Origin of the sequence: Pseudomonas sp. (assembly GCF_030696055.1) — a bacterium.
In the GTDB taxonomy this organism is placed as follows: domain Bacteria; phylum Pseudomonadota; class Gammaproteobacteria; order Pseudomonadales; family Pseudomonadaceae; genus Aquipseudomonas.
The window spans coordinates 1-26,297 of the sequence record NZ_JAUYNP010000279.1; the positions used below are offsets into that span (position 1 = coordinate 1).

General features: G+C 64.1%; 24 protein-coding genes and 1 pseudogene. 19 read left to right on the top strand and 6 right to left on the bottom strand.

The annotated features are described in order from the left end of the window. The 14 genes from Q8Q83_RS16430 to Q8Q83_RS16495 form a co-directional block, all read left to right on the top strand. Positions 1-1,665 (top strand): response regulator (locus tag Q8Q83_RS16430; RefSeq protein ID WP_305625203.1); only part of this gene is annotated, 1,665 nt, incomplete at its 5' end. 84 nt (positions 1,666-1,749) lie between these two features. Further along, positions 1,750-2,346 (top strand): MarC family protein, encoded by a 597-nt coding sequence (locus Q8Q83_RS16435; protein WP_305625204.1) that lies wholly within the window; start codon positions 1,750-1,752, stop codon positions 2,344-2,346. A 465-nt stretch (positions 2,347-2,811) separates the two neighbouring features. Beyond that, positions 2,812-4,080 carry an urea ABC transporter substrate-binding protein gene (urtA, locus tag Q8Q83_RS16440; RefSeq protein WP_305625205.1) on the top strand — a complete coding sequence of 423 codons (1,269 nt, stop codon included), beginning with the start codon at positions 2,812-2,814 and terminating at the stop codon, positions 4,078-4,080. 224 nt (positions 4,081-4,304) lie between these two features. Further along, a complete protein-coding gene (gene urtB / locus Q8Q83_RS16445; protein ID WP_305625206.1) occupies positions 4,305-5,876 on the top strand; it encodes an urea ABC transporter permease subunit UrtB in 1,572 nt (523 codons plus the stop codon). After that, positions 5,876-6,982, top strand: coding sequence for an urea ABC transporter permease subunit UrtC (gene urtC / locus Q8Q83_RS16450; protein WP_305625207.1), 1,107 nt, complete (start codon positions 5,876-5,878; stop codon positions 6,980-6,982). Before urtB ends, urtC begins: the two co-directional genes overlap by 1 nt. After that, the gene (urtD, locus tag Q8Q83_RS16455; RefSeq protein WP_305625208.1) at positions 6,979-7,830 is read left to right on the top strand and encodes an urea ABC transporter ATP-binding protein UrtD; all 852 of its coding nucleotides are present in this window, start codon (positions 6,979-6,981) and stop codon (positions 7,828-7,830) included. The genes urtC and urtD overlap by 4 nt, the downstream gene beginning before the upstream one ends. Positions 7,831-7,982: 152 nt before the next feature. After that, positions 7,983-8,681 carry an urea ABC transporter ATP-binding subunit UrtE gene (gene urtE, locus Q8Q83_RS16460; RefSeq protein WP_305625209.1) on the top strand — a complete coding sequence of 233 codons (699 nt, stop codon included), beginning with the start codon at positions 7,983-7,985 and terminating at the stop codon, positions 8,679-8,681. Between the two features lie 67 nt (positions 8,682-8,748). After that, entirely contained in the window at positions 8,749-9,588 is an 840-nt protein-coding gene (locus Q8Q83_RS16465; RefSeq protein ID WP_305625210.1) for an urease accessory protein UreD, read from the top strand. 3 nt (positions 9,589-9,591) lie between these two features. Further along, positions 9,592-9,894 (top strand): urease subunit gamma, encoded by a 303-nt coding sequence (gene ureA, locus Q8Q83_RS16470; protein WP_305625211.1) that lies wholly within the window; start codon positions 9,592-9,594, stop codon positions 9,892-9,894. Positions 9,895-9,900: 6 nt separating this feature from the next. After that, entirely contained in the window at positions 9,901-10,413 is a 513-nt protein-coding gene (locus tag Q8Q83_RS16475) for a GNAT family N-acetyltransferase (protein WP_305625212.1), read from the top strand. Then, complete coding sequence (locus Q8Q83_RS16480; RefSeq protein ID WP_305625213.1) at positions 10,413-10,943, top strand: GNAT family N-acetyltransferase; 531 nt, start codon at positions 10,413-10,415, stop codon at positions 10,941-10,943. The genes Q8Q83_RS16475 and Q8Q83_RS16480 overlap by 1 nt, the downstream gene beginning before the upstream one ends. Beyond that, a complete protein-coding gene (locus tag Q8Q83_RS16485; RefSeq protein ID WP_305625214.1) occupies positions 10,940-11,245 on the top strand; it encodes an urease subunit beta in 306 nt (101 codons plus the stop codon). The genes Q8Q83_RS16480 and Q8Q83_RS16485 overlap by 4 nt, the downstream gene beginning before the upstream one ends. A gap of 115 nt (positions 11,246-11,360) precedes the next feature. Continuing rightward, complete coding sequence (gene ureC, locus Q8Q83_RS16490) at positions 11,361-13,061, top strand: urease subunit alpha (RefSeq protein ID WP_305625215.1); 1,701 nt, start codon at positions 11,361-11,363, stop codon at positions 13,059-13,061. 133 nt (positions 13,062-13,194) lie between these two features. Beyond that, positions 13,195-13,710, top strand: a complete 516-nt coding sequence (locus Q8Q83_RS16495; protein ID WP_305625216.1) for a transposase — start codon at positions 13,195-13,197, stop codon at positions 13,708-13,710. A 105-nt stretch (positions 13,711-13,815) separates the two neighbouring features. Here Q8Q83_RS16495 and Q8Q83_RS16500 read toward each other — a convergent pair. The 5 genes and pseudogenes from Q8Q83_RS16500 to Q8Q83_RS16520 all read right to left on the bottom strand — a co-directional run. Continuing rightward, a pseudogene (locus Q8Q83_RS16500) lies at positions 13,816-14,079 on the bottom strand (DksA/TraR family C4-type zinc finger protein); the annotation flags it as partial. A 102-nt stretch (positions 14,080-14,181) separates the two neighbouring features. After that, a complete protein-coding gene (locus Q8Q83_RS16505; protein ID WP_305625225.1) occupies positions 14,182-15,045 on the bottom strand; it encodes an oxaloacetate decarboxylase in 864 nt (287 codons plus the stop codon). Positions 15,046-15,163: 118 nt separating this feature from the next. After that, positions 15,164-16,162, bottom strand: coding sequence for a type II secretion system F family protein (locus Q8Q83_RS16510; protein ID WP_305625217.1), 999 nt, complete (start codon positions 16,160-16,162; stop codon positions 15,164-15,166). A 63-nt stretch (positions 16,163-16,225) separates the two neighbouring features. After that, positions 16,226-17,038 (bottom strand): ABC transporter substrate-binding protein, encoded by an 813-nt coding sequence (locus Q8Q83_RS16515; RefSeq protein ID WP_305625218.1) that lies wholly within the window; start codon positions 17,036-17,038, stop codon positions 16,226-16,228. 237 nt (positions 17,039-17,275) lie between these two features. Further along, a complete protein-coding gene (locus tag Q8Q83_RS16520) occupies positions 17,276-18,217 on the bottom strand; it encodes a substrate-binding domain-containing protein (protein WP_305625219.1) in 942 nt (313 codons plus the stop codon). Positions 18,218-18,501: 284 nt separating this feature from the next. On the opposite strand from Q8Q83_RS16520, the gene Q8Q83_RS16525 reads away from it, so the two are divergent. The 4 genes from Q8Q83_RS16525 to Q8Q83_RS16540 all read left to right on the top strand — a co-directional run bounded on the left by Q8Q83_RS16525 (position 18,502) and on the right by Q8Q83_RS16540 (position 22,273). Then, positions 18,502-19,230: a VC0807 family protein gene (locus tag Q8Q83_RS16525; protein ID WP_305625220.1), complete on the top strand. Its 729-nt coding sequence runs from the start codon at positions 18,502-18,504 to the stop codon at positions 19,228-19,230. 47 nt (positions 19,231-19,277) lie between these two features. Then, positions 19,278-19,718 carry a YqaA family protein gene (locus Q8Q83_RS16530; protein ID WP_305625221.1) on the top strand — a complete coding sequence of 147 codons (441 nt, stop codon included), beginning with the start codon at positions 19,278-19,280 and terminating at the stop codon, positions 19,716-19,718. A 249-nt stretch (positions 19,719-19,967) separates the two neighbouring features. Continuing rightward, a complete protein-coding gene (locus Q8Q83_RS16535) occupies positions 19,968-20,897 on the top strand; it encodes a YbhN family protein (protein ID WP_305625222.1) in 930 nt (309 codons plus the stop codon). 110 nt (positions 20,898-21,007) lie between these two features. After that, positions 21,008-22,273, top strand: coding sequence for an Hsp70 family protein (locus Q8Q83_RS16540; protein ID WP_305625223.1), 1,266 nt, complete (start codon positions 21,008-21,010; stop codon positions 22,271-22,273). Between the two features lie 102 nt (positions 22,274-22,375). On the opposite strand, the gene Q8Q83_RS16545 is transcribed toward Q8Q83_RS16540, so the two are convergent. After that, a complete protein-coding gene (locus tag Q8Q83_RS16545; protein WP_305625226.1) occupies positions 22,376-24,688 on the bottom strand; it encodes a YgiQ family radical SAM protein in 2,313 nt (770 codons plus the stop codon). A gap of 198 nt (positions 24,689-24,886) precedes the next feature. On the opposite strand from Q8Q83_RS16545, the gene Q8Q83_RS16550 reads away from it, so the two are divergent. After that, positions 24,887-26,297, top strand: a 1,411-nt coding sequence (locus Q8Q83_RS16550; protein WP_305625224.1) for a 7TM diverse intracellular signaling domain-containing protein, incomplete at its 3' end; no start/stop codon positions are given.

Genomic DNA, 26,297 nt, shown 5'->3' on the forward strand with positions numbered 1-26,297 from the left:
AGCGAGCGACAGCGGCGCATCATGCACGACCAGTTCAGCTCCAGCCGCGCCCTGGCGGCCAGCTCCGCGGAGCTGAAGGCCAAGGCGGAATTCCTCGCCAAGATCAGCCATGAAATCCGCACCCCCATGAACGGTGTGCTGGGCATGACCGAACTGCTGCTCGGCACGCCACTGTCGGCCAAGCAACGCGATTACGTGCAGACCATCCACAGCTCGGGCAACGAACTGCTCACCCTGATCAACGAAATTCTCGACATTTCCAAGCTGGAGTCCGGGCAGATCGAGCTGGATGACGTGCAGTTCGACCTCAATGCACTGATCGAAGACTGCCTGGACATCTTCCGCGCCAAGGCCGAACAGCAGAAGGTCGAGCTGATCAGCTTTATGCAGCCGCAAGTGCCGCGCGTCATCAGCGGCGACCCCACGCGCCTGCGCCAGACCCTGCTGAGCCTGCTGGACAACGCCTTCAAGCAGACCGACGAAGGCGAAATCCTGCTGGTGGTGGCCCTCGACAACAGCGGCGCCAAGGCACGCCTGCGCATCGCCGTGCAGGACAGCGGCAAGCCGCTGGACGCCAGCGAACGCGATGCCTTGCTGAATGCCGAACTGCACAGCAAGGACTTCCTCGCCGCGACCAAGCTGGGCGGCCGCCTCGGCCTGGTCATCGCCCGCCAGCTGGTGCGCTTGATGGGCGGCGAATTCGGCATCCAGAGTGGCGGCAATCAGGGCTCGACCCTGTGGGTCAGCCTGCCCCTGGACAGCCTGCGCCAGGAACAGCCGAGCGCCGATCTCGACGCCTCGCTGCAAGGCGCGCGGCTGCTGGTGGTGGACGACAACGACACCTGCCGCAAGGTCCTGGTGCAACAGTGCAGCGCCTGGGGCCTGAGCGTCAGCGCCGTGCCGTCCGGCAAGGAAGCCATGGCCTTGCTGCGCACCAAGGCGCACCTGCACGAGTACTTCGATGCCGTACTGCTGGATCAGGACATGCCCGGCATGAGCGGCATGCAACTGGCCGCGCGGATCAAGGAAGACCCCAACCTCAACCACGACATCCTGGTGATCATGCTCACCGGCATCAGCAACGCGCCGAGCAAGATCATCGCGCGCAACGCCGGGATCAAACGCATCCTGGCCAAGCCGGTGGCCGGCTATACCCTGCGCACCACATTGGCCGACGAACTGGCGCAGCGCGGCAAAGGCGAATCACCGCTGTTTACCCCGGCCCAGACCAGCGCCCCGCTGAATGTGCCGAGCGACTTCCGCATCCTGGTGGCCGAAGACAACACCATCTCGACCAAGGTGATCCGCGGCATGCTCGGCAAGCTCAACCTGCAGCCGGATACCGCCAGCAATGGCGAAGAAGCCCTCAGTGCGATGAAGGCGCAGCAATACGACCTGGTGCTGATGGACTGCGAAATGCCGGTGCTCGATGGCTTCTCCGCCACCGAACAGCTGCGTGCCTGGGAGGCTGCCGAACAGCGCCCACGCACCCCGGTGGTGGCGCTGACCGCGCATATCCTCACCGAGCACAAGGAGCGCGCCCGCGAGGCCGGCATGGACGGGCATATGGCCAAGCCGGTGGAGCTGTCGCAACTGCGCGAGCTGATCGAGCACTGGGTCGCCGAACGGGAAATCCGCCGCCAACGCGACGCCCTAGCGTCCTGATTCCTGTCCCAGACCCTAGCCGCTCACACAGCCCTGAGCGGCTTCTACACTCAAGCCCATCCTTCTTCGAAACGAGTCCTTTCCATGGCGTCCGCGCTGTTCAGCCTGTATTTGAAACTGCTGGTGCTCTATAGCCCGTTCTTCGTGCTGTCCTGCTTTATCGGCCTGAGCCGCGGCTATACGGTCAAGGAGCGCAAGCGTCTGGCCTGGAAGGTGGCCTGCGGCGTGCTGATCGCCAGCGTGCTGCTGTACCTGTTCGGCAAGCACATCTTCACCCTGTTCGGCATCACCATCGACGCCTTCCGCATCGGCGCCGGCTCCGTGCTGTTTATCTCGGCCCTGGGTATGGCCCAGGGCAACCCGGCGGTGCAGAGCGACAACGTGCAGCAGGACGTGACCATAGTGCCGCTGACCATTCCCCTCACCGTCGGCCCCGGCACCATAGGCGCGCTGCTGCTGATGGGCGCCAGCCAGCCCGAATGGGGCGACAAGCTGCTGGCGGTGCTCGGCATCGCCCTGGCCAGCCTGACCGTGGGCGTCATCCTCTATCTGTCCGACCGCGTCGAGCACCTGCTGGGCGACCAGGGCCTGCAGATCGTCAGCCGCCTGATGGGCCTGTTCGTCTGCGCCCTGGCCGCGCAGATCATCTTTACCGGGGTGAAGAACTACCTGTCGCTCTAGAACCTGTCTCGGACCTGCTGCGCGTCGGCGATACTGCGTTAACAGCAGATTCGTAGGGTGGGTTAGGCGCCTGGCCACGGGCTATCTGTTACGGCGTAGTCATTGGCGCCGTAACCCACCAAAAGGTGATAGACGATTACCGCTTGGTGGGTTACGTGGCGCACCCATACATGTAGTTGCCGCTCAACCCCGGCTCGGCGCCACCCACCCTACAAAAGCTACGTGCAACACATAACTAGTACATAGCCAAAAACCACCTGTCGCTCTAAAGCGGTGCAGGAGAGGCGCCAGGCCCCAAGTGCCCTTTCCCCACGCACCGATACGGCGCAGCCAGTACTTTACACACCCCCACAAAAACATAATAAACCCTTTTAAAACAATTAGTTAGTGATATTGGCACGGATGCTGCCATTGGACTGGCGACCCTATTGGTCCCTCCCAATCGTTGCGCACGGAGCCATAACAATGAAGCGTCGTCCCTTTCTGAAATCCACAATTGCCGCCAGCGCATTGATGCTCAGCGGCTTGTTCCCGTTCACCGTGCAGGCGGCCGAAACCATCAAGGTCGGCATCCTCCACTCGCTGTCCGGCACCATGGCCATTTCCGAAACCTCGTTGAAAGACATGGCGCTGATGGCCATCGACGAGATCAACGCCAAGGGCGGCGTACTGGGCAAACAACTGGAACCCGTGGTAGTCGACCCGGCTTCCAACTGGCCGCTGTTCGCCGAGCGCGGCCGCCAGCTGCTGACCCAGGACAAGGTCGCCGTGACCTTCGGCTGCTGGACCTCGGTGTCGCGCAAGTCCGTGCTGCCGGTCTATGAGGAACTCAACGGCCTGCTGTTCTACCCGGTGCAGTACGAAGGCGAAGAACTCTCGCCGAACGTCTTCTACACCGGCGCGGCGCCCAACCAGCAGGCCATTCCGGCGGTGGAATACCTGATGAGCGAAGACGGCGGCGCGGCCAAGCGCTACTTCCTGCTCGGCACCGACTACGTCTACCCGCGCACCACCAACAAGATCCTGCGCGCCTTCCTGATGACCAAAGGCGTGGCCGAGAAAGATATCGAAGAGGTCTACACCCCCTTCGGCCATAGCGACTATCAAACCATAGTGGCCAGCATCAAGAAGTTCTCCGCCGGCGGCAAGACCGCGGTGATCTCCACGGTCAACGGCGACTCCAACGTGCCCTTCTACAAGGAACTGGCCAACCAGGGCCTGGAAGCCACCGACGTGCCGGTGGTGGCCTTCTCCGTGGGCGAAGAAGAACTGCGCGGCATCGACACCAAGCCGCTGGTCGGTCACCTCGCCGCCTGGAACTACTTCCAGTCGGTGGAAAACCCGGTCAACAGCGAGTTCGTCGCCAAGTGGAAGGCCTACGCCAAGGCCAAGGGCCTGCCGGGCGCGGCCAAGGCCGTGACCAACGACCCGATGGAAGCCACCTACGTCGGCATCAATATGTGGGCGCAAGCGGTGGAGAAAGCCGGCACCACCAAGGTCGACAAGGTGCGCGACGCCCTCGCCGGGCAGACCTTCGCCGCGCCGAGCGGTTACACCCTGACCATGGACAAGACCAACCACCACCTGCACAAGCCGGTGATGATCGGCGAAATCCAGGAAGACGGGCAGTTCTCGGTGGTCTGGGAAACCAGCAGCCCGATCCGCGCCCAGCCGTGGAGCCCCTATATCGAAGGCAACGACAAGAAGCCGGATTACGCGGTGACGAGCAACTGATAGCGCAGGAAGCTGAAAGCCCGTAGCCCGGATGCAATTCGGGACCCGATTCCCCGGATTGCATCCGGGCTACGGCTGAGCTAACGGGGTTCGCCTCGACGCAATCCTGTAGGAGCCAGCTCGCTGGCGATCTCTAACGCTCAGCCGACCAGCCGAGCCCTGATCGCGAGCAAGCTCGCTCCTACAGCGTCCCGAACCCTTATCGGGATACCTAGGACATCACTATGCCCACTGCCTTTAGCCAAATTCTGTTGAGCCTGCTGCTGGTGCTGCCCCTGGCGGCCAATGCCGGTGATGCCCACGACTTTGTCGCCGCCAGCCCGGCCAAACAGGCCAGCCTGTTGGAAAGCTGGGCCGCCGCCCCCGCTACCGCGCGCCTGCCGCTGCTCGAAGCCCTGCAACAAGGGCGCGTGGCCGCCGACAGCAACAAATCCGCGTTTATCGAAGTGGGTGGCGCTTATCAGCCGGCCGCAGGCGAGCCTGCGTCCACTGAAACCCCGCGCAAACTGCGCCTTAATAATCGCCTGCGCGGCCTGCTCGGTACCGCCCTGGCCAGCCACCAGTTGCTGGCCGCAGAGCCGGCGCTGCGCCTGGCCGCCGCCCAGCAACTGCAGAAAAGCGCCAAACCGGCGCAGCTGGAACTGCTTAACGCCCGCGTCGCCAGCGAAGAAGACGCACGGGTGCGCAGCGCCCTGAGCCTGGCCTTGGCCAATCTGCAACTGGTCGACCCCGACCCGGCGGTACGCCTGCAGGCCGTGCGCCTGCTCGGTGAAACCGGCGACCCGCTGGCCCGCACCCGCCTGGAAACCCTGCTCGACCCCGCGGTGGAAACTGACGCCAGCGTGCGCACCGCCGCGGAAACCAGCCTGGCCCAGGTCAAGCGCAAACTGCTGATCGGCGAACTGCTCGGCCAGGCCTTTAGCGGCATGAGCCTGGGCTCGATCCTGCTGCTGGCCGCCCTTGGCCTGGCCATCACCTTCGGCCTGCTCGGGGTGATCAATATGGCTCACGGCGAGATGCTGATGCTCGGCGCCTACTCCACCTATATGGTGCAAATCGCCTTGCAGAAGCTGGCCCCGGACTACCTCGCCCTCTATCCGCTACTGGCGCTGCCGGTGGCCTTCTTCGTTACCGCCGCGATCGGCATGGCCCTGGAGCGCACGGTAATCCGCCACCTCTACGGCCGGCCGCTGGAAACCCTGCTGGCCACCTGGGGCATCAGCCTGATCCTGATCCAGCTGGTGCGGGTGCTGTTCGGCGCGCAGAACGTCGAAGTGGCAAACCCCTACTGGCTGTCCGGCGGCATCCAGGTGCTGCCGAACCTGGTGTTGCCCTACAACCGCATCGTGATTATCGGCTTCGCCCTGTTTGTCGTCGTATTGACCTGGTTGCTGCTGAACAAGACCCGCCTCGGCCTGAACGTCCGCGCGGTGACGCAGAACCGCAGCATGGCGGCCTGTTGCGGCGTGCCGACCGGGCGGGTGGACATGCTCGCCTTCGGCCTCGGCTCGGGCATCGCCGGCCTGGGCGGCGTGGCCCTCAGCCAGATCGGCAACGTCGGCCCGGACCTGGGGCAGAGCTATATCATCGACTCCTTTCTGGTGGTGGTGCTCGGCGGTGTCGGCCAGCTGGCCGGCAGTGTGCTGGCCGCCTTCGGCCTCGGCATCGCCAACAAGATTCTCGAACCGCAGATCGGCGCCGTGCTGGGCAAGATCCTCATCCTCGCGCTGATCATTCTGTTTATCCAGAAACGCCCGCAGGGTCTGTTTGCTTTGAAAGGACGGGTGATCGACTAATGACCATGCCCCTGAATCCCACGCCGCTCAATCAAACCCTGTTGGCCCGCGCCTGCTACGCCCTCGGGCCCAAGGCCTCGCTGGCGCTCGGCGGGCTGATCCTCGCCATGCTGCTGGCCCTGCCGCTGCTGCATCTGCTGCCGGCGGACAACGCGCTGCATGTGTCGGCCTATAGCCTGACCCTGGTCGGCAAGATCCTCTGCTACTGCGTGGTCGCCCTGGCGCTCGATCTGGTCTGGGGTTACGCCGGCCTGCTGTCGCTGGGCCACGGCCTGTTCTTCGCCCTCGGTGGTTACGCCATGGGCATGTACCTGATGCGTGAAGCGGCAGGCGCTGGCCTGCCGGCCTTTATGGGTTTTCTCGCCTGGACCGAGCTGCCCTGGTACTGGTACGGCACCCACAACTTCCTCTGGGCGCTATGCCTGGTGGTGCTGGCCCCAGGTTTACTGGCCCTGGTGTTTGGCTTCTTCGCCTTCCGCTCGCGGATCAAGGGCGTGTACTTCTCGATCATGACCCAGGCGCTGACCTTCGCCGGCATGCTGCTGTTCTTTCGCAACGAGACCGGCTTCGGCGGCAATAACGGCTTTACCAATTTCAAGACCATTCTCGGCTTCGATATCACCTCGGCGCACACCCGCGCGGTGCTGTTTCTCGCCACAGTCGCCTTGCTGGTGGCCAGCCTGTATCTGGGCTGGCGGCTTGCGCGCAGCAAGTTCGGCCGGGTGCTGACCGCACTCAGGGATGCGGAAAACCGCCTGATGTTCTGCGGCTACGACCCGCGCGGCTACAAGCTGTTTATCTGGGTGCTCAGCGCCGTGCTGTGCGGGTTGGCCGGCGCGCTCTATGTGCCGCAGGTGGGCATCATCAACCCCAGCGAGATGTCGCCGACCAACTCCATCGAGGCCGCCGTATGGGTGGCCCTGGGCGGACGCGGCAGCCTGATCGGCCCGCTGCTCGGCGCCGGCCTGGTCAACGGCATAAAGAGCTGGTTTACCGTGGCCTTCCCGGAATATTGGCTGTTCGCCCTGGGTTTGCTGTTTATCGTCGTCACCCTGTTCTTGCCCAAGGGCGTGATCGGCTTATTGCGCAAGAGGGGTGAACAATGAGAGCAGTCCCCATCCCCGAGCTTATGCTGGAACCCGCCTTCGATCCCGTCGGCAGTGGTCGCGACGCCATTGGCGCCAGCGCGGTCGCAGGCCCGGGCCTGAATATCCGCCACGGCACCATCCTGACCCTGGAAGATATCAACGTCAGCTTCGATGGCTTCAAGGCGCTAAGCAACCTGTGCCTGTATATCGGTGTCGGCGAGCTGCGCTGCATTATCGGCCCCAACGGTGCCGGCAAGACCACCATGATGGATGTGATCACCGGCAAGACCCGCCCGGATAATGGCGTCGCCTACTTCGGTGAAACCCTCGACTTGACCCAGATGAGCGAAGTCGAGATCGCCCAGGCCGGCATCGGCCGCAAGTTCCAGAAGCCCACGGTATTCGAGGCGCTCAGCGTGTTCGAAAACCTCGAACTGGCGCAGAAAACCAACAAGTCGGTATGGGCCAGCCTGCGCGCCAAATTGACCGGCGAGCAGAAAGACCGCATCGATGAAGTGCTGCACACCATCAAGCTGGACGGCGCACGCCATCGCCCGGCGGGACTGCTCTCCCACGGTCAGAAGCAGTTCCTCGAGATCGGCATGCTGCTGGTGCAGGACCCGCAACTGTTGCTGCTGGATGAGCCGGTGGCGGGCATGACCGACGCCGAGACCGAGTTCACCGCCGAACTGTTCAAGTCCCTGGCGCGCAAGCACTCGCTGCTGGTGGTGGAGCACGATATGGGCTTCGTCGGCAGCATCGCCGACCAGGTCACGGTGCTGCACCAGGGCAGCGTGCTGGCCGAAGGCTCGCTGGCGCAGGTGCAGGCCGATCAGCGGGTAATCGAGGTGTACCTCGGTCGTTGAGGGGCAGAACACGAACGTAGGTTGGCGCTGAGCTTGCGAAGCCCAACATGGAGCGCACAGCGCTCCCGCTGCCCCAAAGGCTGGTTCTGCGAACCGGTTGTTGGGCTTCACTTCGTTCAGCACCAACCTACGCAACACACAAGGACAAACAGATGCTGCAAGTCCAACAACTGCATCAATACTACGGCGGCAGCCATATCCTGCGTGGCCTGAGCTTCGAGGCCAAGGTCGGCGAAGTCACCTGCCTGCTCGGGCGTAACGGCGTGGGCAAGACCACATTGCTGAAATGCCTGATGGGCCTGATCCCGGCCAAGCAAGGCGCGGTGCACTGGGAAGGCCAGGCCATCACCAGCTTCAAGCCGCACCAGCGCGTGCACGCCGGCATCGCCTATGTGCCCCAGGGGCGGGAGATCTTCGGCCGCCTGACGGTGGAGGAAAACTTGCTGATGGGCCTGTCGCGTTTTCCCGGCAGCCAGGCCAAGGTGGTGCCGGAATTTATCTACGAGCTATTTCCGGTACTGCGCGAGATGCAGCAACGGCGCGGCGGCGATTTGTCCGGCGGCCAGCAGCAACAGCTGGCCATCGGCCGCGCATTGGCCAGCCAGCCGCGCCTGCTGATCCTCGATGAGCCCACCGAAGGCATCCAGCCCTCGGTGATCAAGGAGATAGGTGCGGTGATCCGCAAACTGGCGGAACGTGGCGATATGGCCATTCTGCTGGTCGAGCAGTTCTATGATTTCGCCGCCGAGCTGGCCGACCAATATCTGGTGATGAGCCGTGGCGAGATAGTCCAGCAGGGCCGTGGCGAGACCATGCAAGCCGATGGCGTGCGCGGCCTGGTGGCGATTTGATCAAGCATCCCGTAGCTTGGGCTGAGCTCAGCGATACCCAACAACAAAAACACCACGAAAAAACCTAATGAACGCAGCCGCCCCCTCCGCCCTGTTTACCCCCAGCTGGCATGCCGAGCTGGAGCTGGGCTATGGCCGCGACGGCGAGACGACGCGGCCGACATTGCGCCGGCATAAAGGCCCGCTGCGGGTGCAGAAGCACCTGTATGCCGAAGGTCCGCAGGTGTGCCAGCACATCATCGTCCATCCGCCCGGCGGCATCGCCGGCGGCGACCGCCTGGCTATCTCGGCCACTGTGGGCACGGGCGCCTGGGCGCAACTGACCAGCCCCGGCGCGGCCAAGTGGTACCGCGCCGCCGCGCCGGCCTACCAGCAGCTCAAGCTGCGCATCGAAGCCGGTGCCACCCTGGAGTGGCTGCCGCAGGAGACCATCCTCTACGCCGGTGCCCAGGCCGAACTGCACAGCGAAATCGAACTGCTCGGCGATGCCCGCCTGTGCTACTGGGACATAGTCGCCCTCGGCCGCCCGGCCAGTGGCGAACGCTTCGACGCCGGGCACTTCCAGGCACAACTGAATATCCGCCGCGATGGCCAACTGCTCTGGCACGAACGCCAGCGCGTGGTCGGCGGCGATGGCCTGCTCGACTCGCCCATCGGCCTGGACGGCAAACCGGTCTTCGCCACCCTGCTGATCAGCGGCGAAATCAACTCCGAACTGCTGGAACACTGCCGCAGCCTGAACACGCCTGTGCGCGGTGACCTGACCCAATTACCCGGCCTGCTGGTGGCCCGCTGCCTGGCGAGCGAGGCTCTGCACGCCCGCGCCTGGCTGATCGAACTCTGGCACCTGCTGCGCCCTGCCCTGCTCGGCCGCACGGCCGTCCCCCCAAGAATCTGGAGCACCTGAACCATGGACCTGACCCCCCGCGAAAAAGACAAACTGCTGATTTTTACCGCCGGCCTGGTGGCCGAACGGCGCCTGGCCCGTGGCGTCAAGCTCAACTACCCGGAAGCCATGGCCTATATCTCCGCCGCCCTGCTGGAAGGCGCCCGCGACGGTCAGACCGTGGCCGAGCTGATGCACTACGGCACCACATTGCTCAGCCGCGACCAGGTGATGCAAGGCATCCCGGAGATGATTCCGGAAATCCAGGTCGAGGCCACCTTCCCCGATGGCACCAAGCTGGTCACCGTCCACCAACCTATTGCGTAAGCCGCCATGCCTATCCAAGACGCGACCCCAGCCGATCTGCCCGGCATTCTGAGCATCTATAACGACGCGGTGCTCAACACCACGGCGATCTGGAACGAAACCCAGGTCGACCTGGCCAACCGCCAGGCCTGGTTCGGCGCCCGCGCTGAGCAGGGTTACCCGATCCTGGTGGCGCTGGACGAAAACGGCGCGGTGCTGGGCTATGCCTCATTCGGCGACTGGCGCCCCTTCGATGGCTACCGCCATAGCGTCGAACACTCGGTCTATGTGCGCAGCGACCAACGCGGCCAGGGCCTCGGCCCGTTGCTGATGCAGGCCTTGATCGAACGCGCCCGGGCCTGTGACAAGCACGTGATGGTCGCCGCCATCGAAAGCGAAAACGCCGCCTCGATTCGCCTGCACCAGCGTCTCGGTTTCAGCATCAGCGGGCAGATGCCCCAGGTGGGCTGCAAGTTCGGCCGCTGGCTGGACCTGACTTTTATGCAGCTGACTCTCAGCCCCGAGCGGAGCGCGCCCTGATGCTGACCATCGAACGCCTCGACGCGGCAAACTTTGAGCCTTATCGCCAGGGTCTTTTGGCACTGCTGCTGGATGCAGTGGACCATGGAGCCTCGGTGGGTTTTCTCGCCAACCTAGACGCGGCGGAAGCCAACGTCTATTTCGACCAGGTACTGACCGGGCTGCGCGACGGTACTCACCTGCTCTGGCTGGCCCGTGAGCAGGGCCAAGTACTGGGCAGCGTGCAACTGGTGCTGTGCCAGAAACGCAACGGCCTCAACCGCGCCGAAGTGCAGAAGCTGCTGGTACGCAGCAACGCCCGTCGCCGTGGCATCGCCAACAGCCTGATGCAGCGCCTGGAAGGCGCAGCGGCCGAGCTGCAACGCGGCTTGTTGTACCTGGACACCGAGGCCGGCAGCGACGCCGAAGCCTTCTACCAGGCCCTGGGCTACACCCGCATCGGCGGCCTGCCCGACTATGCCTGCGGTCCGGACGGCATCTACCGGGCCAACGCCATCTACTACAAAACCCTGTCGAGGCCCCAGCCATGATTCCCGGCGAATACCAGATCCAGGACGGCGAGATCGAACTCAACGCCGGCCGCCGCACCCTGAGCCTGACCGTGGCCAATAGCGGCGATCGGCCGATTCAGGTCGGCTCGCACTACCACTTCTTCGAGACCAACGATGCGCTGAGCTTCGACCGCGCCGCCGCGCGCGGTATGCGCCTGAATATTCCGGCCGGCACCGCAGTGCGCTTCGAGCCGGGGCAGAGCCGCGAAGTCGAGCTGGTCGAGCTGGCCGGCCTGCGCCGGGTATTCGGCTTTGCCGGTCGGGTGATGGGAGCGCTCTAGGGCGCAGCCACAACCGGCAAGCCATAAGCTGCAAGCTAGAGCAGCCCGGCTCCGCTTCTAACTTGCGGCTTGAAGCTTGTAGCTTGCAGCCTGAATCCGAGGAACGAGGATGAGTATGAAAATTTCCCGCCAAGCCTATGCCGATATGTTCGGCCCCACAGTCGGCGACAAGGTGCGCCTGGCCGACACCGACCTGTGGGTCGAAGTGGAAAAAGACTTCACCACCTACGGCGAGGAGGTGAAGTTCGGCGGCGGCAAGGTGATACGCGACGGCATGGGCCAGGGCCAACTCTGCGCCGCCGATGTAGTCGACACGCTGATCACCAACGCGCTGATCATCGATCACTGGGGCATAGTCAAAGCCGACGTCGGCCTCAAGGACGGCCGCATCAAAGCCATCGGCAAGGCCGGCAACCCGGATATCCAGCCGGACGTGAGCATCGCCATAGGCGCCGGCACCGAGGTGATAGCCGGCGAGGGCATGATCCTCACCGCAGGCGGCATCGACACCCATATCCACTTTATCTGCCCGCAGCAGGTCGAAGAGGCGCTGATGAGCGGGGTGACCACCATGATCGGCGGCGGCACCGGACCTGCCACCGGCACCAATGCCACCACCTGCACCCCAGGGCCCTGGCATATGGCGCGCATGCTGCAGGCCGCCGACGCCTTCCCGATGAACCTGGGCTTTACCGGCAAGGGCAACGTCTCGCTACCCGAGCCCTTGATCGAGCAGGTCAAGGCCGGCGCCATTGGCCTCAAACTGCACGAGGACTGGGGCACCACCCCGGCGGCGATCGATAACTGCCTGAACGTCGCCGACCAGTACGACGTGCAGGTGGCGATCCACACCGACACGCTGAACGAATCCGGCTTCGTCGAGACCACCCTGGCGGCCTTCAAGGGCCGCACCATCCACACCTATCACACCGAAGGCGCTGGTGGCGGCCACGCGCCGGACATCATCAAGGCCTGCGGCTTCCCCAATGTGCTGCCGAGTTCGACCAACCCTACCCGTCCCTTTACCCGCAACACCATCGACGAGCATCTGGACATGCTGATGGTCTGCCACCACCTCGACCCGAGCATCGCCGAGGACGTGGCCTTTGCCGAAAGCCGCATCCGCCGCGAGACCATAGCCGCCGAGGATATCCTGCATGACCTCGGGGCTTTTTCCATGATCAGCTCCGACAGCCAGGCCATGGGCCGCGTCGGCGAGGTGATACTGCGCACCTGGCAGACCGCCGACAAGATGAAGCAGCAACGCGGCCCACTGCCGGGCGACGGCGCCGGAAACGACAACTTCCGGGTCAAACGCTATATCGCCAAATACAGCATCAACCCGGCCATCACCCACGGCATCAGCCATGAGGTGGGCTCCATCGAAGTGGGTAAATGGGCCGACCTGGTGCTCTGGCGCCCGGCCTTCTTCGGCGTCAAGCCAAGCCTGATCCTCAAGGGCGGGGCCATAGCCGCCAGCCTGATGGGCGACGCCAACGCCTCGATACCGACGCCGCAGCCGGTGCACTATCGGGCGATGTTCGCCAGCTACGGCGGCAGCCTGCACGCCACCAGCCTGACCTTTATCAGCCAGGCGGCGCTGGACGCCGGAGTGCCACAGCAACTCGGGCTGAAGAAGCAGATCGCCGTGGTCAAGGGCTGCCGCTCGGTGCAAAAGACCGACCTGATCCACAACGACTACCTGCCCAACATCGAGGTCGACCCGCAGAACTACCAGGTCAAGGCCGATGGCCAGTTGCTGTGGTGCGAGCCGGCGGAGGTGCTGCCGATGGCGCAGCGCTATTTTCTGTTCTGATTCCTGCGGGCGAGGCTGGTAGGTTGGGCTGAGCTCCGCGAAGCCCAACGATAAATTGACCTCATGTTGGGCTTCACGTTGTTCAGCCCAACCTACACTCCATCTACCTACGGCTTCACCAAGGACGGTGAACATGCATTATCGACGAGCCTGGATACCGGGCGGCACCCACTTCTTCACGGTCACCCTAGCCGACCGCTCGCAAACCTTGCTGACCGATCACATTCAGCTCCTGCGCCAGAGCGTGCGCGATGTTCGCTTACGGCATCCGTTCAGTATCCTGGCGATGGTCGTTATGCCCGAGCACCTGCATGCCATCTGGCAATTACCACAAGGCGACAGCGCCTACTCGACACGCTGGATGCTGATCAAATCCAGCTTTTCCCGCGCCCTCATACCAACTGAGCCGATTTCCCTGTCTCGCCATCTCAAGCGCGAGCGCGGCGTCTGGCAGCGCCGTTATTGGGAACACTGCATCCGCGACAGCGATGACTTAAAACGGCATGTCGACTACATCCATTTCAACCCGGTCAAGCATGCTCACGTGGAACGCCCTATCGATTGGCCATATTCGTCCATCCATCGTTATATCAGGCAAGGTGTGCTACCCGCAGACTGGGCAGGCGAGGCACAGGATCGTAGATCGTAGGTTGGGCTGAGGAGCGCAGCGACAAAGCCCAACAGCGGTGCCGGCCTCAAGACAGGAGTGTTGGGCTTCGCTGAGCTCAGCCCCACCAACAGGAAGCCCAACCAACCGCAGCAGACAATCCTTGCTACCGCGGCGGTTGTAACCGCTGAACTTGGCCTGTTCCTGGTCATGCAGGGTCTGGCAGGCCACGCACAGGCGCACACCGGGGATGGCCTGGCGGCGGGCTTCGGGGATGGCCGCGGCGCATTCTTCGCACTGCTGCAGGCTTGCGCCGCTCGGCAGCTGGCTGCGGGCGCGAGCGATGGCGTCCTCGATGCTGCTGTCGATCTGTTCCTGTACCGCCCCGTCATTTGCCCAACCACCGGCCATCGCAGCCTCCCACTCGGTATATCCAGCGCTGCGTTAGATATGAGCCTCGACCGGCGCTTTTACAAGCGCAGCCGGTCGGCGGAGCTCGCCCGAAAAGGCGCGCTATTCCTTGACGTCCATAAACTTCTCGGCCCAGACCAGATAGTCCTCGGGCAGGGTGTATTTGTGCGCCAACTCGGAGGCGCTGAGGTCGCAGGTATCGACCCCGCGTTGTTCGCGCAGGCAGTCGTAGGTGGCCTTGATCGCGGCGAAGTAGGCGGCATGGCCGTTGACCACGATGCGCACGCCGAGCTTGGCCAGGCGCGCGTTGTCGCGCAGCTTGGGGTTGCCGTAGGTGACCAGCATCAAGGGGATGCTCAGCTGCGCGGCTATCTGTTCCAGGTGGGCGAAGTCCTCGACGCCGACCAGGCAGATGCCATCGGCGCCGGCGGCCTGGTAGGCCTGGGTGCGGCGTATCACTTCGGCGACCGCCAGCACGCCGGCATGGGTGCGGGCGATGATCGCCAGGTCCGGGTCGACCCGTGCCGCCAGCGCCGCGCGAAGCTTGCCGACGCCCTCCTCCACCGTTATCAGGTCGGTGGATTTACGCCCGAACTGCGCCGGCAGCAGGGTGTCCTCGATGGTCAGCGCGGCGATGCCGGCGCGCTCCAGTTCGACCACGGTGCGCATCACGTTGAGCGCATTGCCGTAGCCATGGTCGGCGTCGGCGATCACCGGCAGGCGGCTGACGCGGCCGATGCGGCTGGCCTGCTCGACGAATTCGCTGAGGGTAATCAGGGCGAAATCCGGCGCCGCCAGCACCTGCAGGGAGGCGACCGAGCCGCCGAGGATGCCGACCTCGAAACCCAGGTCGGCGGCGATCCGCGCCGACATCGGGTCGAACACCGAGGCGGTGTGGTAGCAGGAATCGGAGGCGAGCAGCGCGCGAAAGGCGCTGCGCAGATCGTGGTGGGAAGCTCGTTGCATAATCGGCATGGGGATTTTCCAGAACAACAGGTATCGGCTAAGTCTAGGGCCGTTGCCGGAAGGAGGCGACAGGGCGGCCAATAAGAGCATTGTCCTGAAAATGCAATTTGCCCGCCAACTACCGCAATTCCTCCGGCAACTGCGGGCTAAAGCCGCCGCCTGTGAGCAAGCCATAGGCCATCCACAGCATCAGCCCGGCGTAGAGCAGGCGCGGCAGCCAGGTCGCCAGCTGCTCGCGCAGGCTGTCGAGCTTCTGGCTTTCCACGTTGGCGTAATTGAGCAGGCTGGCCGGCAGGGTGCCGCTGGCCTCGCCGGTTCGAATCAAACCGAGCGCCAGCCCCTGGCCGGGAAAATCCAGCGTGGCTATGCCCTGGGCCAGGGACTGGCCGCCCTGGATCGCCCGCTGCAGGCCGGCGAACTGCGCCCGCAACGGCGCATTGCTGATACTCGCACAGGCTTTGGGCAGGGCATCGAGCATCGGCAGCCCGGCTTCCAGCATCAATCCCAGGCTCTCGAAGAAATCCCGCAGGTTGCGCCGCCGATAGGCCGTGCCCAACAGCGGCAAGCCCTGCAGCAGACCGTCCAACAGACTGGCACCCCCGAGCGGGGTGCGCCGATGGCGCAGGTAGAGTTGCCGCCCCAGCCCATAGAGCCCGGCCAGCAACAGCAAGGGGCGCAGGCCGACCCACAGATAGCCCGCCACGCTCAACTGGCCGCCGACCAGGGCCGGCAGCGGTTGAATAAACAGGGCGAGGATCAATACGGCGGCGGGCATCAGCAGGCGCGACTTGAGCAGCGCGGCCTGCTGCGCCTGGTGCCTGTAGCGCTCGGCCAGGCGCGCATAGGTAATGGCCAGGCACCCGCTGGCCTGGGCGGCGTGCACCAGGCTGCTGTCCAGGGGACTGAGCAAGCCGCTGCGCAGCCCGGCGCTGGCCATATCGCTGCCGCCCGCCAGCAACTGGCGCAGACGCTGCAGCGCCGCATCCGCCTGGGTCGGCAGGCTGAGGCTGGCCAGGGCCTGCAGCACCGGCACCCCGGCCCGTTCCATGGCGGCCAGGTGGGTGAACAGCTGAGCGCTGGCATTGAGGTCGAGCTGAACAAAAATGGAACGGGCCATCGGCAAACCAGGTAGTGGAGAGAAGGTATGACTGGTGGATTATCCAGGCACAGCGGCCAGCCGCTACTCATTGACGCTCGGTAGCTCGGCATCGGGCAGCCAGCGGCGGAATATCGCCGCAAAACTGCCATCCTGGCGCATTTCCGCCAAGGCCTGCCGCCAGCGCGCGATCACGGCGGCATCGGTATTCAGGGAGAAGGCGATGTAATAGGCCGAGCGCATAAACGGCAGATGGGCCTGCACCTGATCCGGGCTCAGGCCGCCACTGGCCAGTTCGTCCTTGAGGGTCAGGTCCTCGGTGGCGATCAGCTGCACCCGGCCGTGCTTGAGCATGGTCACCATGCGTTTCGGGCTGGACACCCCGTAGAGGTTCTTGAAGCCCCGCGCGCTCAGGGTCTCATAGGTGTACCACTGCTTCGGCACGGCCAGGGGGCCGCTGGCGGCCGCCTCCTCCAGGCTGGCGAAATGCAGGTTGCGCGACTTCAGCGAATAGAAACTGGTGGTGCCCTGCAGGATAGGGCCGACCCACTGAAACTTGGCTTCACGCTCCGGCGTGCGCACGGTGGAGAAGATCGCGGTGTTGGCCTGGTGCTGGGCCAGCTGGTAGCCGCGCGTCCAGGGCAGTATCTGCATCTGCGCCGCATCGCCGGTGCGCTCGATCAGCGCCTGGACGATTTCCACGGCCATGCCGCGCAGCTCGCCGTCTTGCATAAAGCTGGTGGGCGGGGCCTCCTCGGTCAGCAGTTGCAGCTCGGCCATGGCCGAGCCGCCCAGCAGGCACGCCAGCACGGCGCCCAGACCGCCGCAGAGTTTCACCAGCAGCGCGCCGCAGCTGCAGCGGGCTCTACGGGCCCGCTTGAGGGGGTTATTGTTCACCTATGATTTCCGCTCACCTATGATTTCCACCAACTGCGCCTCACTCGCATGGGCGAACCAGCGGCGCTGGATAGGTTCCAAGCTGCCGGCGCGCCTCATCCCATTCAATGCCTGCTGCCGATGCCGCACCGCTCGGCATCAGTATTACGGGAAAACACCATATAGGTAGTGTTGCTTATCAGGCGCTAGTGCCATTCGCCTTGTTCGCGGCTTATGCCTTGGCGGGCGAGCCTCTCTTCAAGGCTTACGCGGCGCCTCCAGCAGGCCCTCATGCAGCTCGGCCATATTGGCCCGGGTGATCAGGCGTGCCTCCAGGGCCATGTGTACCGGCGCCGGGCTCAAGCCGGCGCGCAGGGCCTGATGGGCCAGCTTGACCGCCTGGTAACCTATGACCTGCGGCTGCTGGATCAGCAAGGCCTGGAGATCGCCCAGGCGCAAGGCCTCAAGCAGCACCTCGTCACCATCGAAACCTATATGCACCAACTGTCCGGCTTTCCCCAGGCGGCGCATGGCCGCCAGGGCCGCCCGCGAGCTGTTGCTGTTGGGGGTGAACAGGCCATCGAGCTGCGCCAGTTGCGGCTTCAGGGCCTGCATGGCCAGCTGGCTGTCGTCGCCCACATAGGTGTCGATAACCAGCTGCAGGCCGCCGCTCTCTGCCGCCTGACGGAAACCGCGTTCGCGCTCATCGGTAGAGTTCACGCCGCGACGCAAACGCAGCAGCGCCACCAGGCCCTGGCCATTGAGCAGTTCGACCATATGCTGGCCGGCGCGCAGACCGGCCGCGAAGTTATCGGTGGCCACCAGGCCCAGCGCCGCGCCACCGGCCAAATCGCGATCCATATAGATGGTCGGTATACCACTGGCCCGCAACTGGCTGACCCGTTCCCCAACCTCTTTACCGGTGGGCGCGACCACCAGCGCCTTGCAGCCGCGCGCGACGGCCCGCTCCAGCACTTGCAACTGGACCGCCACCCCACCCTCACGTTGTGGCCCGCGGTAATAGATATCGACCCCTAACTCCTCGCCCGCCTGCAGCGCACCACTCTCCACCTGCTGCCAAAACGCATCGCCTCCCGCCGGCACCACGCCGATGCAGTCCCTGGCCCAGGCCGGCGAACTCAGACTGGCCAGCAGCGCGAGCAGTAACAGCGCTTGGCATAACCGATCACGACCGCGCATCAGGGCACTCCCAGAATCTGTTTCTTGACCCAGCACCAGAGATCGACCAGCACCGCCAATAAGATCCTCGTCCCTGAATTGACCCAGTAGTATCAATCTAGCATCAACCCCTCTAGACGCGCCGGCAGACTGTCCGCCGGCTATGCGGCCATCGACTTCCCGAGCCGTCGGCAACCGCCACCAGGGTTCGGGCCCTGACTTTTTTCCGCCGGCGGCGACAGCCGGACTAGCCGCCGCGGCCCAGGCAAGCGATGATCGCCTCTCTTCCCAGCGTTATGAATGATATGACCGACACCACACAGACCACCCACGCCACCCATAAGCCACGCCCGTTGATCGATTTGCTGATCAGCATCCTGCTTCCTTCGCTGATTCTGATGAAGCTCAGTGGCGAGGCCAGACTCGGCGCCGATGGCGCGCTGATCCTGGCGCTGGCGTTCCCCCTGAGCTGGGGCAGCTTCGAGCTGATCAAGTACCGCAAATTCAACTTTATCGCCCTGCTCGGCCTGCTCAGCGTGCTGCTGACCGGCGGCATCGGCCTGCTCAAGCTGGATAACCACTGGCTGGCGATCAAGGAAGCGGCGATTCCGGGGCTGATCGGCATCGCCGTGCTGGTCTCGACCCGCACCCGCTACCCGCTGATCCGCACCCTGCTGTTCAACAAGACGGTGCTCAACGTCGACAAGATCCACCAGCGCCTGGAACAAGGCGGCAATACCGAGCAGTTCGAGGCGCGCCTGCTGAAAGCCACTTACTGGCTGAGCGGCACCTTCTTCTTTTCCTCGGCGATGAACTACGCCCTGGCCAAGTGGATAGTCATCAGCCCGTCCGGCAGCGAAGCCTTCAACGCCGAACTGGGGCGGATGAACCTGCTCAGCTACCCGATGATCGCGATTCCTTCGATGCTCATGCTGATGGCGATCTTCTACTATCTATGGCGCACCATCCACGGCCTGACCGGTTTGAAGCTGGAAGAAGTGATGGCCCACGCCGAGCCGGAACAACAGCCCTGACAGCCGTTGCAGGCGCGGCGACGCACGCGCCTGCCGGGGCCTAGTCGATGCTGACGTTCTCCGCCTACCTGGGCCTGTTCCTCTCCGCCCTCGGCGCGGCGACCCTGTTGCCGCTGCAATCGGAAACGGCGCTGGTCGCCCTGCTGCTCAGCGAGGCCTATCCGCTGTGGGCGCTGCTGGCGCTGGCCAGTTGCGGCAATATCCTCGGCTCGCTGCTCAACTGGCTGCTCGGCCGCTACCTCGAACACTTTCGCCATAGACGCTGGTTTCCCGTCAGCGATGCCCGGCTGCAACAGGCGCAAGGCTGGTACGTCCGCTACGGTCGCGGCTCGTTGCTGTTCAGTTGGCTGCCGATTGTCGGTGATCCGCTGACCCTGGTGGCCGGCATCATGGGCGAACGCCTGTGGATTTTCCTGCTGCTGGTCAGCCTGGCCAAGACCGCCCGCTACGCCGTGCTGGCCGCGCTAACCCTGGGCTGGAACGGCTAAGCTCAGCGTGCGCAGCGCCGCCGCCCCAGCCATCGCGGCGAGTAATTCGGCCCTGGAGGTTGAGCCAGACGCCCGGCTCCGCGATACTGCGCGGCCTGTTCGCGAGCGAAAGGCTCGCAATGGCCGCAGCAGATGCGCAGGACAACCTGAGGTTGTTCTCTCGGGTCCAGGGAAGCGAGCCACTCTGCTCGCGAGATATGGCATCCATACTTGGGATTGCAGCCGTCAGTCGAAGGAACTCCATCACCGATGAAAAGGGCTGATCTAATCTGGACGCTGATAGGCCTTGGCGCCGTTCTGCTGTCTGGCTACCTGCTCTACCACGAAGTGCGCAACATCTCCTTCGCGGAGCTTGCCGACAGCCTGCAGGCCATCACCCGGCACAACTGGCTGCTGGCTGCCGGCGCGACACTGGGGGCCTATAGCGCCCTGGCCTGGTACGACCGGATAGCCATCGCGCACCTGGGCAAGAAGATCCCCTGGCGCTTTATCGCCCTGTGCTCCTTCACCACTTACGCCCTGGCCCACAATATCGGCGCCTCGATGTTTTCCGGCGCCCTGGTGCGCTACCGCGCATACCGCAGCAAGGGCCTGACGCCCCACGAAATCGGCGTGCTGATCGTCTTCTGCTCCTTCACCTTCGTGCTCGGCACCCTCCTGGCCAGCGGTTGCGTGCTGGTCCTGCAGCCGGAGCTGATCCACCGGGTGGCCAAGGTCACCCCGCTGTTTTCCGTGGTGATAGGCGCGCTCTTGCTGCTGCTGGTCGGCCTATATGTGCTGGGATCCTGGCGCCACTTCAAGCCCTGGACCCTGGGCAAGTTGCACGTCGAATACCCGCGCCTGGGCATAGTCGTGCGCCAGCTGCTGGCCGGCCCCCTGGAGCTGATGTGCGCCGCGGCGATCATCTATTTCGCCCTGCCCGCCGAACACAACCCCGGCTTCCTGGTCGTGCTCGGGGTCTTCCTCGCCTCCTTCTCCCTGGCCCTGTTGTCCCACGCCCCCGGCGGCCTGGGCGTGCTGGAGGTGACCTTTCTGGCCGCCATGCCCGAACTGCCGGCCGCCGACGTGCTGGCCGCGCTGATCGTCTTCCGCGGTTTCTACCTGCTGCTGCCCTTCGCCCTGTCGCTGTTCGTGGTGCTGGGCTTCGAATGGACGCAGTGGAAGAGTCGCCGCGACTAAGCCGATAGCCGATCGCGCCTAGACCACAGAGAAGTCCTGACCGCCGGAGCAGCTTTCTGCGCCCCGCTCGCATAGAATGCGCGGCCGTTTTTCTAGGAACAGTGCGCCGCATGACTTTTTCCACTCCCGCCCGCGCCTGCGGCATCGACTTCGGCACCTCCAACTCCACCGTCGGCTGGCTACGCCCCGACGCCGAGACCCTGATTCCACTGGAAGACGGCAAGATCACCCTGCCCTCGGTGGTGTTCTTCAATCTCGAGGAGCGTCGCCCGGTCTATGGCCGCCTGGCCCTGCAGGAATACCTGGAAGGCTACGAAGGCCGGCTGATGCGCTCGCTGAAAAGCCTGCTGGGTTCCAAGCTGCTGAAAAGCGAAACCACGGTGCTGGGCAGCGCCCTGCCGTTCAAGGACCTGCTCGGCTTCTTTATCGGCGAACTGAAAAGCCGCGCCGAAGCCGTGGCCGATCGCCCATTCGAGGAAGTGGTGCTGGGCCGCCCGGTGTTCTTCGTCGATGACGACCCGCTGGCCGACCAGGAAGCGCAGAACACCCTGGTGGCGGTGGCGCACAAGCTCGGTTTCAAGGATGTGTCGTTCCAGTACGAGCCGATCGCCGCGGCCTTCGACTACGAGTCGGACATCAGCCGCGAAGAGCTGGTGCTGATCGTCGACATCGGCGGCGGTACCTCGGACTTCTCCCTGGTACGCCTGGCCCCCGAGCGGCGAGCGCTGGCCGACCGCCATGACGATATCCTCGCCACCGGTGGCGTGCATATCGGCGGCACCGACTTCGACAAGCAGCTCAGCCTGCAGGGCGTGATGCCGCTGTTCGGCTATGGCAGCCGGATGAAGAGCGACGCGCCGATGCCCACCAGCATGCACCTGAACCTGGCCACCTGGCACACGATCAACGCGGTCTACTCGGCGCAGTCGCAGCGCCAGCTGCAGAGCATGCGCTACGACATAGTCGACCCCTGCGGCATCGACCGCCTGTTCCAGCTGATCGAACGGCGCGACGGCCACTGGCTGGCGATGCAGGTGGAAGACAGCAAGATCGCCCTGACCGAACAGGCCGCGCGGCCCATCGACCTCGGGCGTATCGAGCCCGGCCTGGTTGCCGAGCTGACCCGCGAGCTGTTCGAAGGCGCCATCGAGCCGCTGCTGGAGCGGGTGCGCGCCAGCGTGACGCAACTACTGGGCGATGCCGGAGTAGGAGTCGAGCAGGTCGATACGCTGTTCTTTACCGGCGGCTCCAGCGGCATCCCGGCGTTACGCCAGAGCGTCGCGGCGATGCTGCCGAATGCCCGCCAGGTGGAAGGCAACACCTTTGGCAGCATCGGCAGCGGCCTGGCCATCGAAGCGAAGAAGCGCTACGGCTGAGGCCGTAGGATAGGTTGAGCGAAGCGATACCCATCAAAACCCGAAGACCGATCAATGGGTTACGCCGCTGCGCGGCCCATCCTACGACCGATCAGGCCTGAATCAACGCGGCGCGACAGGCTTCTTCGGCGGCTTCTTGCCTTTGCCCTTGGCAGCGTCGGAACGCTCCTTGGCCGCCTGCTGGTTGCGCACCTGCGCGGCCGCCTTGGCCTGCTCACGCTTGTCCCATGGGTTACCACCAGCGGCCCCGGTGTCACGCGGAGGCAAGCCGGTGTGCTGGGTCAGCATGGGTTTAGTCTTGTTGGCACCTGCGACTTTCTTGCTGTCCGCCGGCGTCGAGTTCTTGCGCCGCGCGCTCTGGTAGCTGTCGGTAGCCGGCTGGTGCAGCGGGATCAGCTGGTTCTTGCCCGGCCCGATCAGGTCGGCACGGCCCATACGCTGCAGCGCCTCACGCAGCAGCGGCCAGCCCTTGGGATCGTGGTAGCGCAGGAAGGCCTTGTGCAGCCGGCGCTGCTCCTCGCTCTTGACGATGGTCACGCCGTCGCTCTTGTAGGTGACCTTGCGTAGCGGGTTCTTGCCCGAGTGGTACATGGCGGTAGCGGTGGCCATCGGTGACGGGTAGAACGCCTGCACCTGGTCGGCGCGGAAGCCGTTGCCCTTGAGCCACAGGGCCAGGTTCATCATGTCCTCATCGGTGGTGCCCGGATGCGCCGCGATAAAGTACGGGATCAGGTACTGCTCTTTGCCCGCCTCTTTCGAGTACTTCTCGAACATGCGCTTGAACTTGTCGTAGCTGCCGATGCCCGGCTTCATCATCTGATTCAGCGGACCTTCCTCGGTATGCTCCGGGGCGATCTTCAGGTAGCCACCGACGTGGTGGGTGACCAGCTCCTTGACGTACTCCGGCGACTCGACGGCCAGGTCATAGCGCAGACCCGAGGCGATCAGGATTTTCTTCACACCCGGCAGTGCACGGGCGCTGCGATACAGCTGGATCAAGGAGGAATGATCGGTATTCAGGTTCGGGCAGATGCCCGGGAACACGCAGGACGGCTTGCGGCACGCGGACTCGATCTCAGGGCTCTTGCAGGCGATGCGGTACATGTTCGCGGTCGGCCCGCCCAGGTCGGAAATCACCCCGGTAAAGCCTGGCACCTTGTCGCGGATCTCCTCGATCTCGCGAATAATCGACTCTTCGGAACGGTTCTGGATAATCCGCCCCTCATGCTCGGTGATCGAGCAGAAGGTACAGCCGCCAAAGCAGCCACGCATGATGTTCACCGAGAAACGTATCATCTCGTAGGCCGGGATCTTTTCCTTGCCATAGGCCGGGTGCGGAATGCGCGCATAGGGCATGCCGAACACGTAGTCCATCTCTTCGGTGGTCATCGGGATGGGCGGCGGGTTGAACCACACGTCCACCTCGCCATGCTTCTGCACCAGCGCACGGGCGTTGCCCGGGTTGGTTTCCAGGTGCAGCACGCGGTTGGCGTGGGCGTAGAGCACCGGGTCGTTACGCACCTTCTCCATGGACGGCAGGCGGATCACGGTCTTGTCCCGGGTCATCCGCGGGCTGGCCAGGATCTGCACCACCTTGGCCTCCTGCGGATCCTCAACCGGGCCCTTTTCCTGCTCGATGGCGCAGGCCTGGGTGTCCTGGGTGTTGACGTAGGGGTTGATGATCTTGTCGACCTTGCCCGGACGGTCGATACGGGTGGAGTCCACCTCGTACCAGCCCTGCGGCGTATCGCGGCGGATAAACGCGGTGCCGCGCACGTCGGTGATGTCTTCGATCTTGTGGCCGTAGGACAGACGCTGGGCCACTTCGACTATGGCGCGCTCGGCGTTGCCGTACAGCAGGATGTCGGCGCAGGCGTCGATCAGGATCGAGTTGCGCACGCGGTCCTGCCAGTAGTCGTAGTGGGCGATGCGGCGCAGCGAGGCCTCGATGCCGCCGAGCACGATCGGCACATGCTTGTAGGCTTCCTTGCAGCGCTGGCTGTACACCAGACTGGCGCGGTCCGGACGCTTGCCGGCCAGGCCGCCGGGGGTGTAGGCGTCGTCGCTACGGATTTTCTTGTCCGCGGTGTAGCGGTTGATCATCGAATCCATATTTCCAGCCGCAACCCCAAAAAAGAGGTTCGGCTCGCCGAGCTGCATAAAGTCGTCTTTCGACTGCCAGTCCGGCTGGGCGATGATGCCCACGCGGAAACCCTGGGCCTCCAGCAGCCGGCCGATGATGGCCATGCCGAAGGACGGATGATCGACGTAGGCGTCGCCGGTGACGATGATGATGTCGCAGCTATCCCAGCCCAGCTGATCCATCTCTTCCCGGCTCATCGGCAGGAAAGGCGCCGGCCCGAAGCACTCGGCCCAGTATTTTGGATAGTCGAATAACGGCTTGGCTGCTTGCATGGACATGGAAAGTGACCGGCGTTGGCGAACAGGGATGGAAAATCGCGGCCGCGGAATATAGCACAAAATTTAACCAAATCCGACTGCATTGCTAGGGTTAAGCCTAGGCTGATAGCCATATGCCAGGGTTGTTTGTGATCACAAGCCCGCTTGTGCTTATATTCACCCCAGAATGCCCTCGACCTCAGGGAGTGTGCGGTGTCGCGCCCAGCCTTCACGATTCTCCTGCTGCTGAGCCTGGCCTGCTGCAACAGCCTGGCCAGCGCCACGCCGATACTGCTGACACCCGCCAGCAGCGGCGCGTCATTGAATGAGCAAATCGAACTACTGGAAGATGTAGACGGCCAGCTGACTATCGCCGACATGGCCGACCCGGCCGTGCGAAGCCGCTTCCAGCCGGCCAATGGCCGCGCCACCGTCGGCCAGAGCCGCCATCCCTGGTGGGTCAAGGTCAGCCTGCAGCGCCGCCTGGACGCACCCGCCCAGTGGTGGCTGGAAAACGCCGGGATCACCATCTTCAATTTGCAGCTGTACCTGCCTGACGGCCAGGGCGGCTGGCATAAACGCGAAACCGGCGATGCGGTGCCCTACGCCCAGGGTCGCGACCATGCCTATCGGCGCATGCTGTTCAAACTGCCGGAATTGGGCAGCGCACCCATCACCCTGTATTTCCGCAGCCTGGACCCCGCCGGCAACTCGTTCCCCCTCAAGGTCTGGCAACTTCCCGACCTCGAGCAACAGGCCAGCAACGAAAATATCGGCTTCGGCCTGATCTACGGGGTGATCCTGGCCCTGCTGCTGTACAACCTGTTTATCCTGCTGGCCCTGCGCGACAAGGCCTACTTCTGGTACGTGATGGCCACCGCCTGCGTCCTGGTGTTTATCCTCAGCATGACCGGCCACGGCTTCCAGTATCTGTGGCCCGGCAGCGCCGTACCCTTCTGGCTGGACCGCATCACCCTGCCCTCGCTATGGGGCATCTTCGTCATGCGCTTCACCCAGGAACTGCTCTACACCAAACACGGCCTGATCTGGCCGCACCGCCTGCTGAATACCGGCTGCGTGCTCTATATGCTCGCCATCCTGATCAATGCCTTTGGCTTGCGCGCCGAAGGGGCCCTGATGATTGCCCTGACGCCGATCGTCACCGTGCCCACTGCGCTGTTCAGTGCCGGTGTGCGCTGTTACCAGGGCTTTATCCCCGCACGGTTTTATCTGTTCGGTTATGGCGCGGTGCTGAGCAGCACCCTAGTGCTGGTGATGCGCGCGGCCGGGCTGATCGAACCGAGCAATTTCACCGCTTACCTGTTCCCCCTGTCGGTGGCCACCGAAACCATCCTGTTCTCCTTCGCCCTGGCCTACCGCATCCAGATGCTCAAGCAGGAGAAGGCCGCCGCCCTGCAGCAGGCCGACCGCGAAAAAACCGCGCGCCTGGCGCAAGCCCAGGCCAACGCCGCAGAGCTGCAGCACTCGGTAGAGCTACGCACCGCCGAGCTGGCCGCCACCAATGAGCGCCTGCGCCAGCGCGAGCGCGAGTTGCAGCATGCGGCCTTCCACGACCCGCTAACCGAACTGCCGAACCGCCGCTACCTGGTGGAGCGCTGCGAAG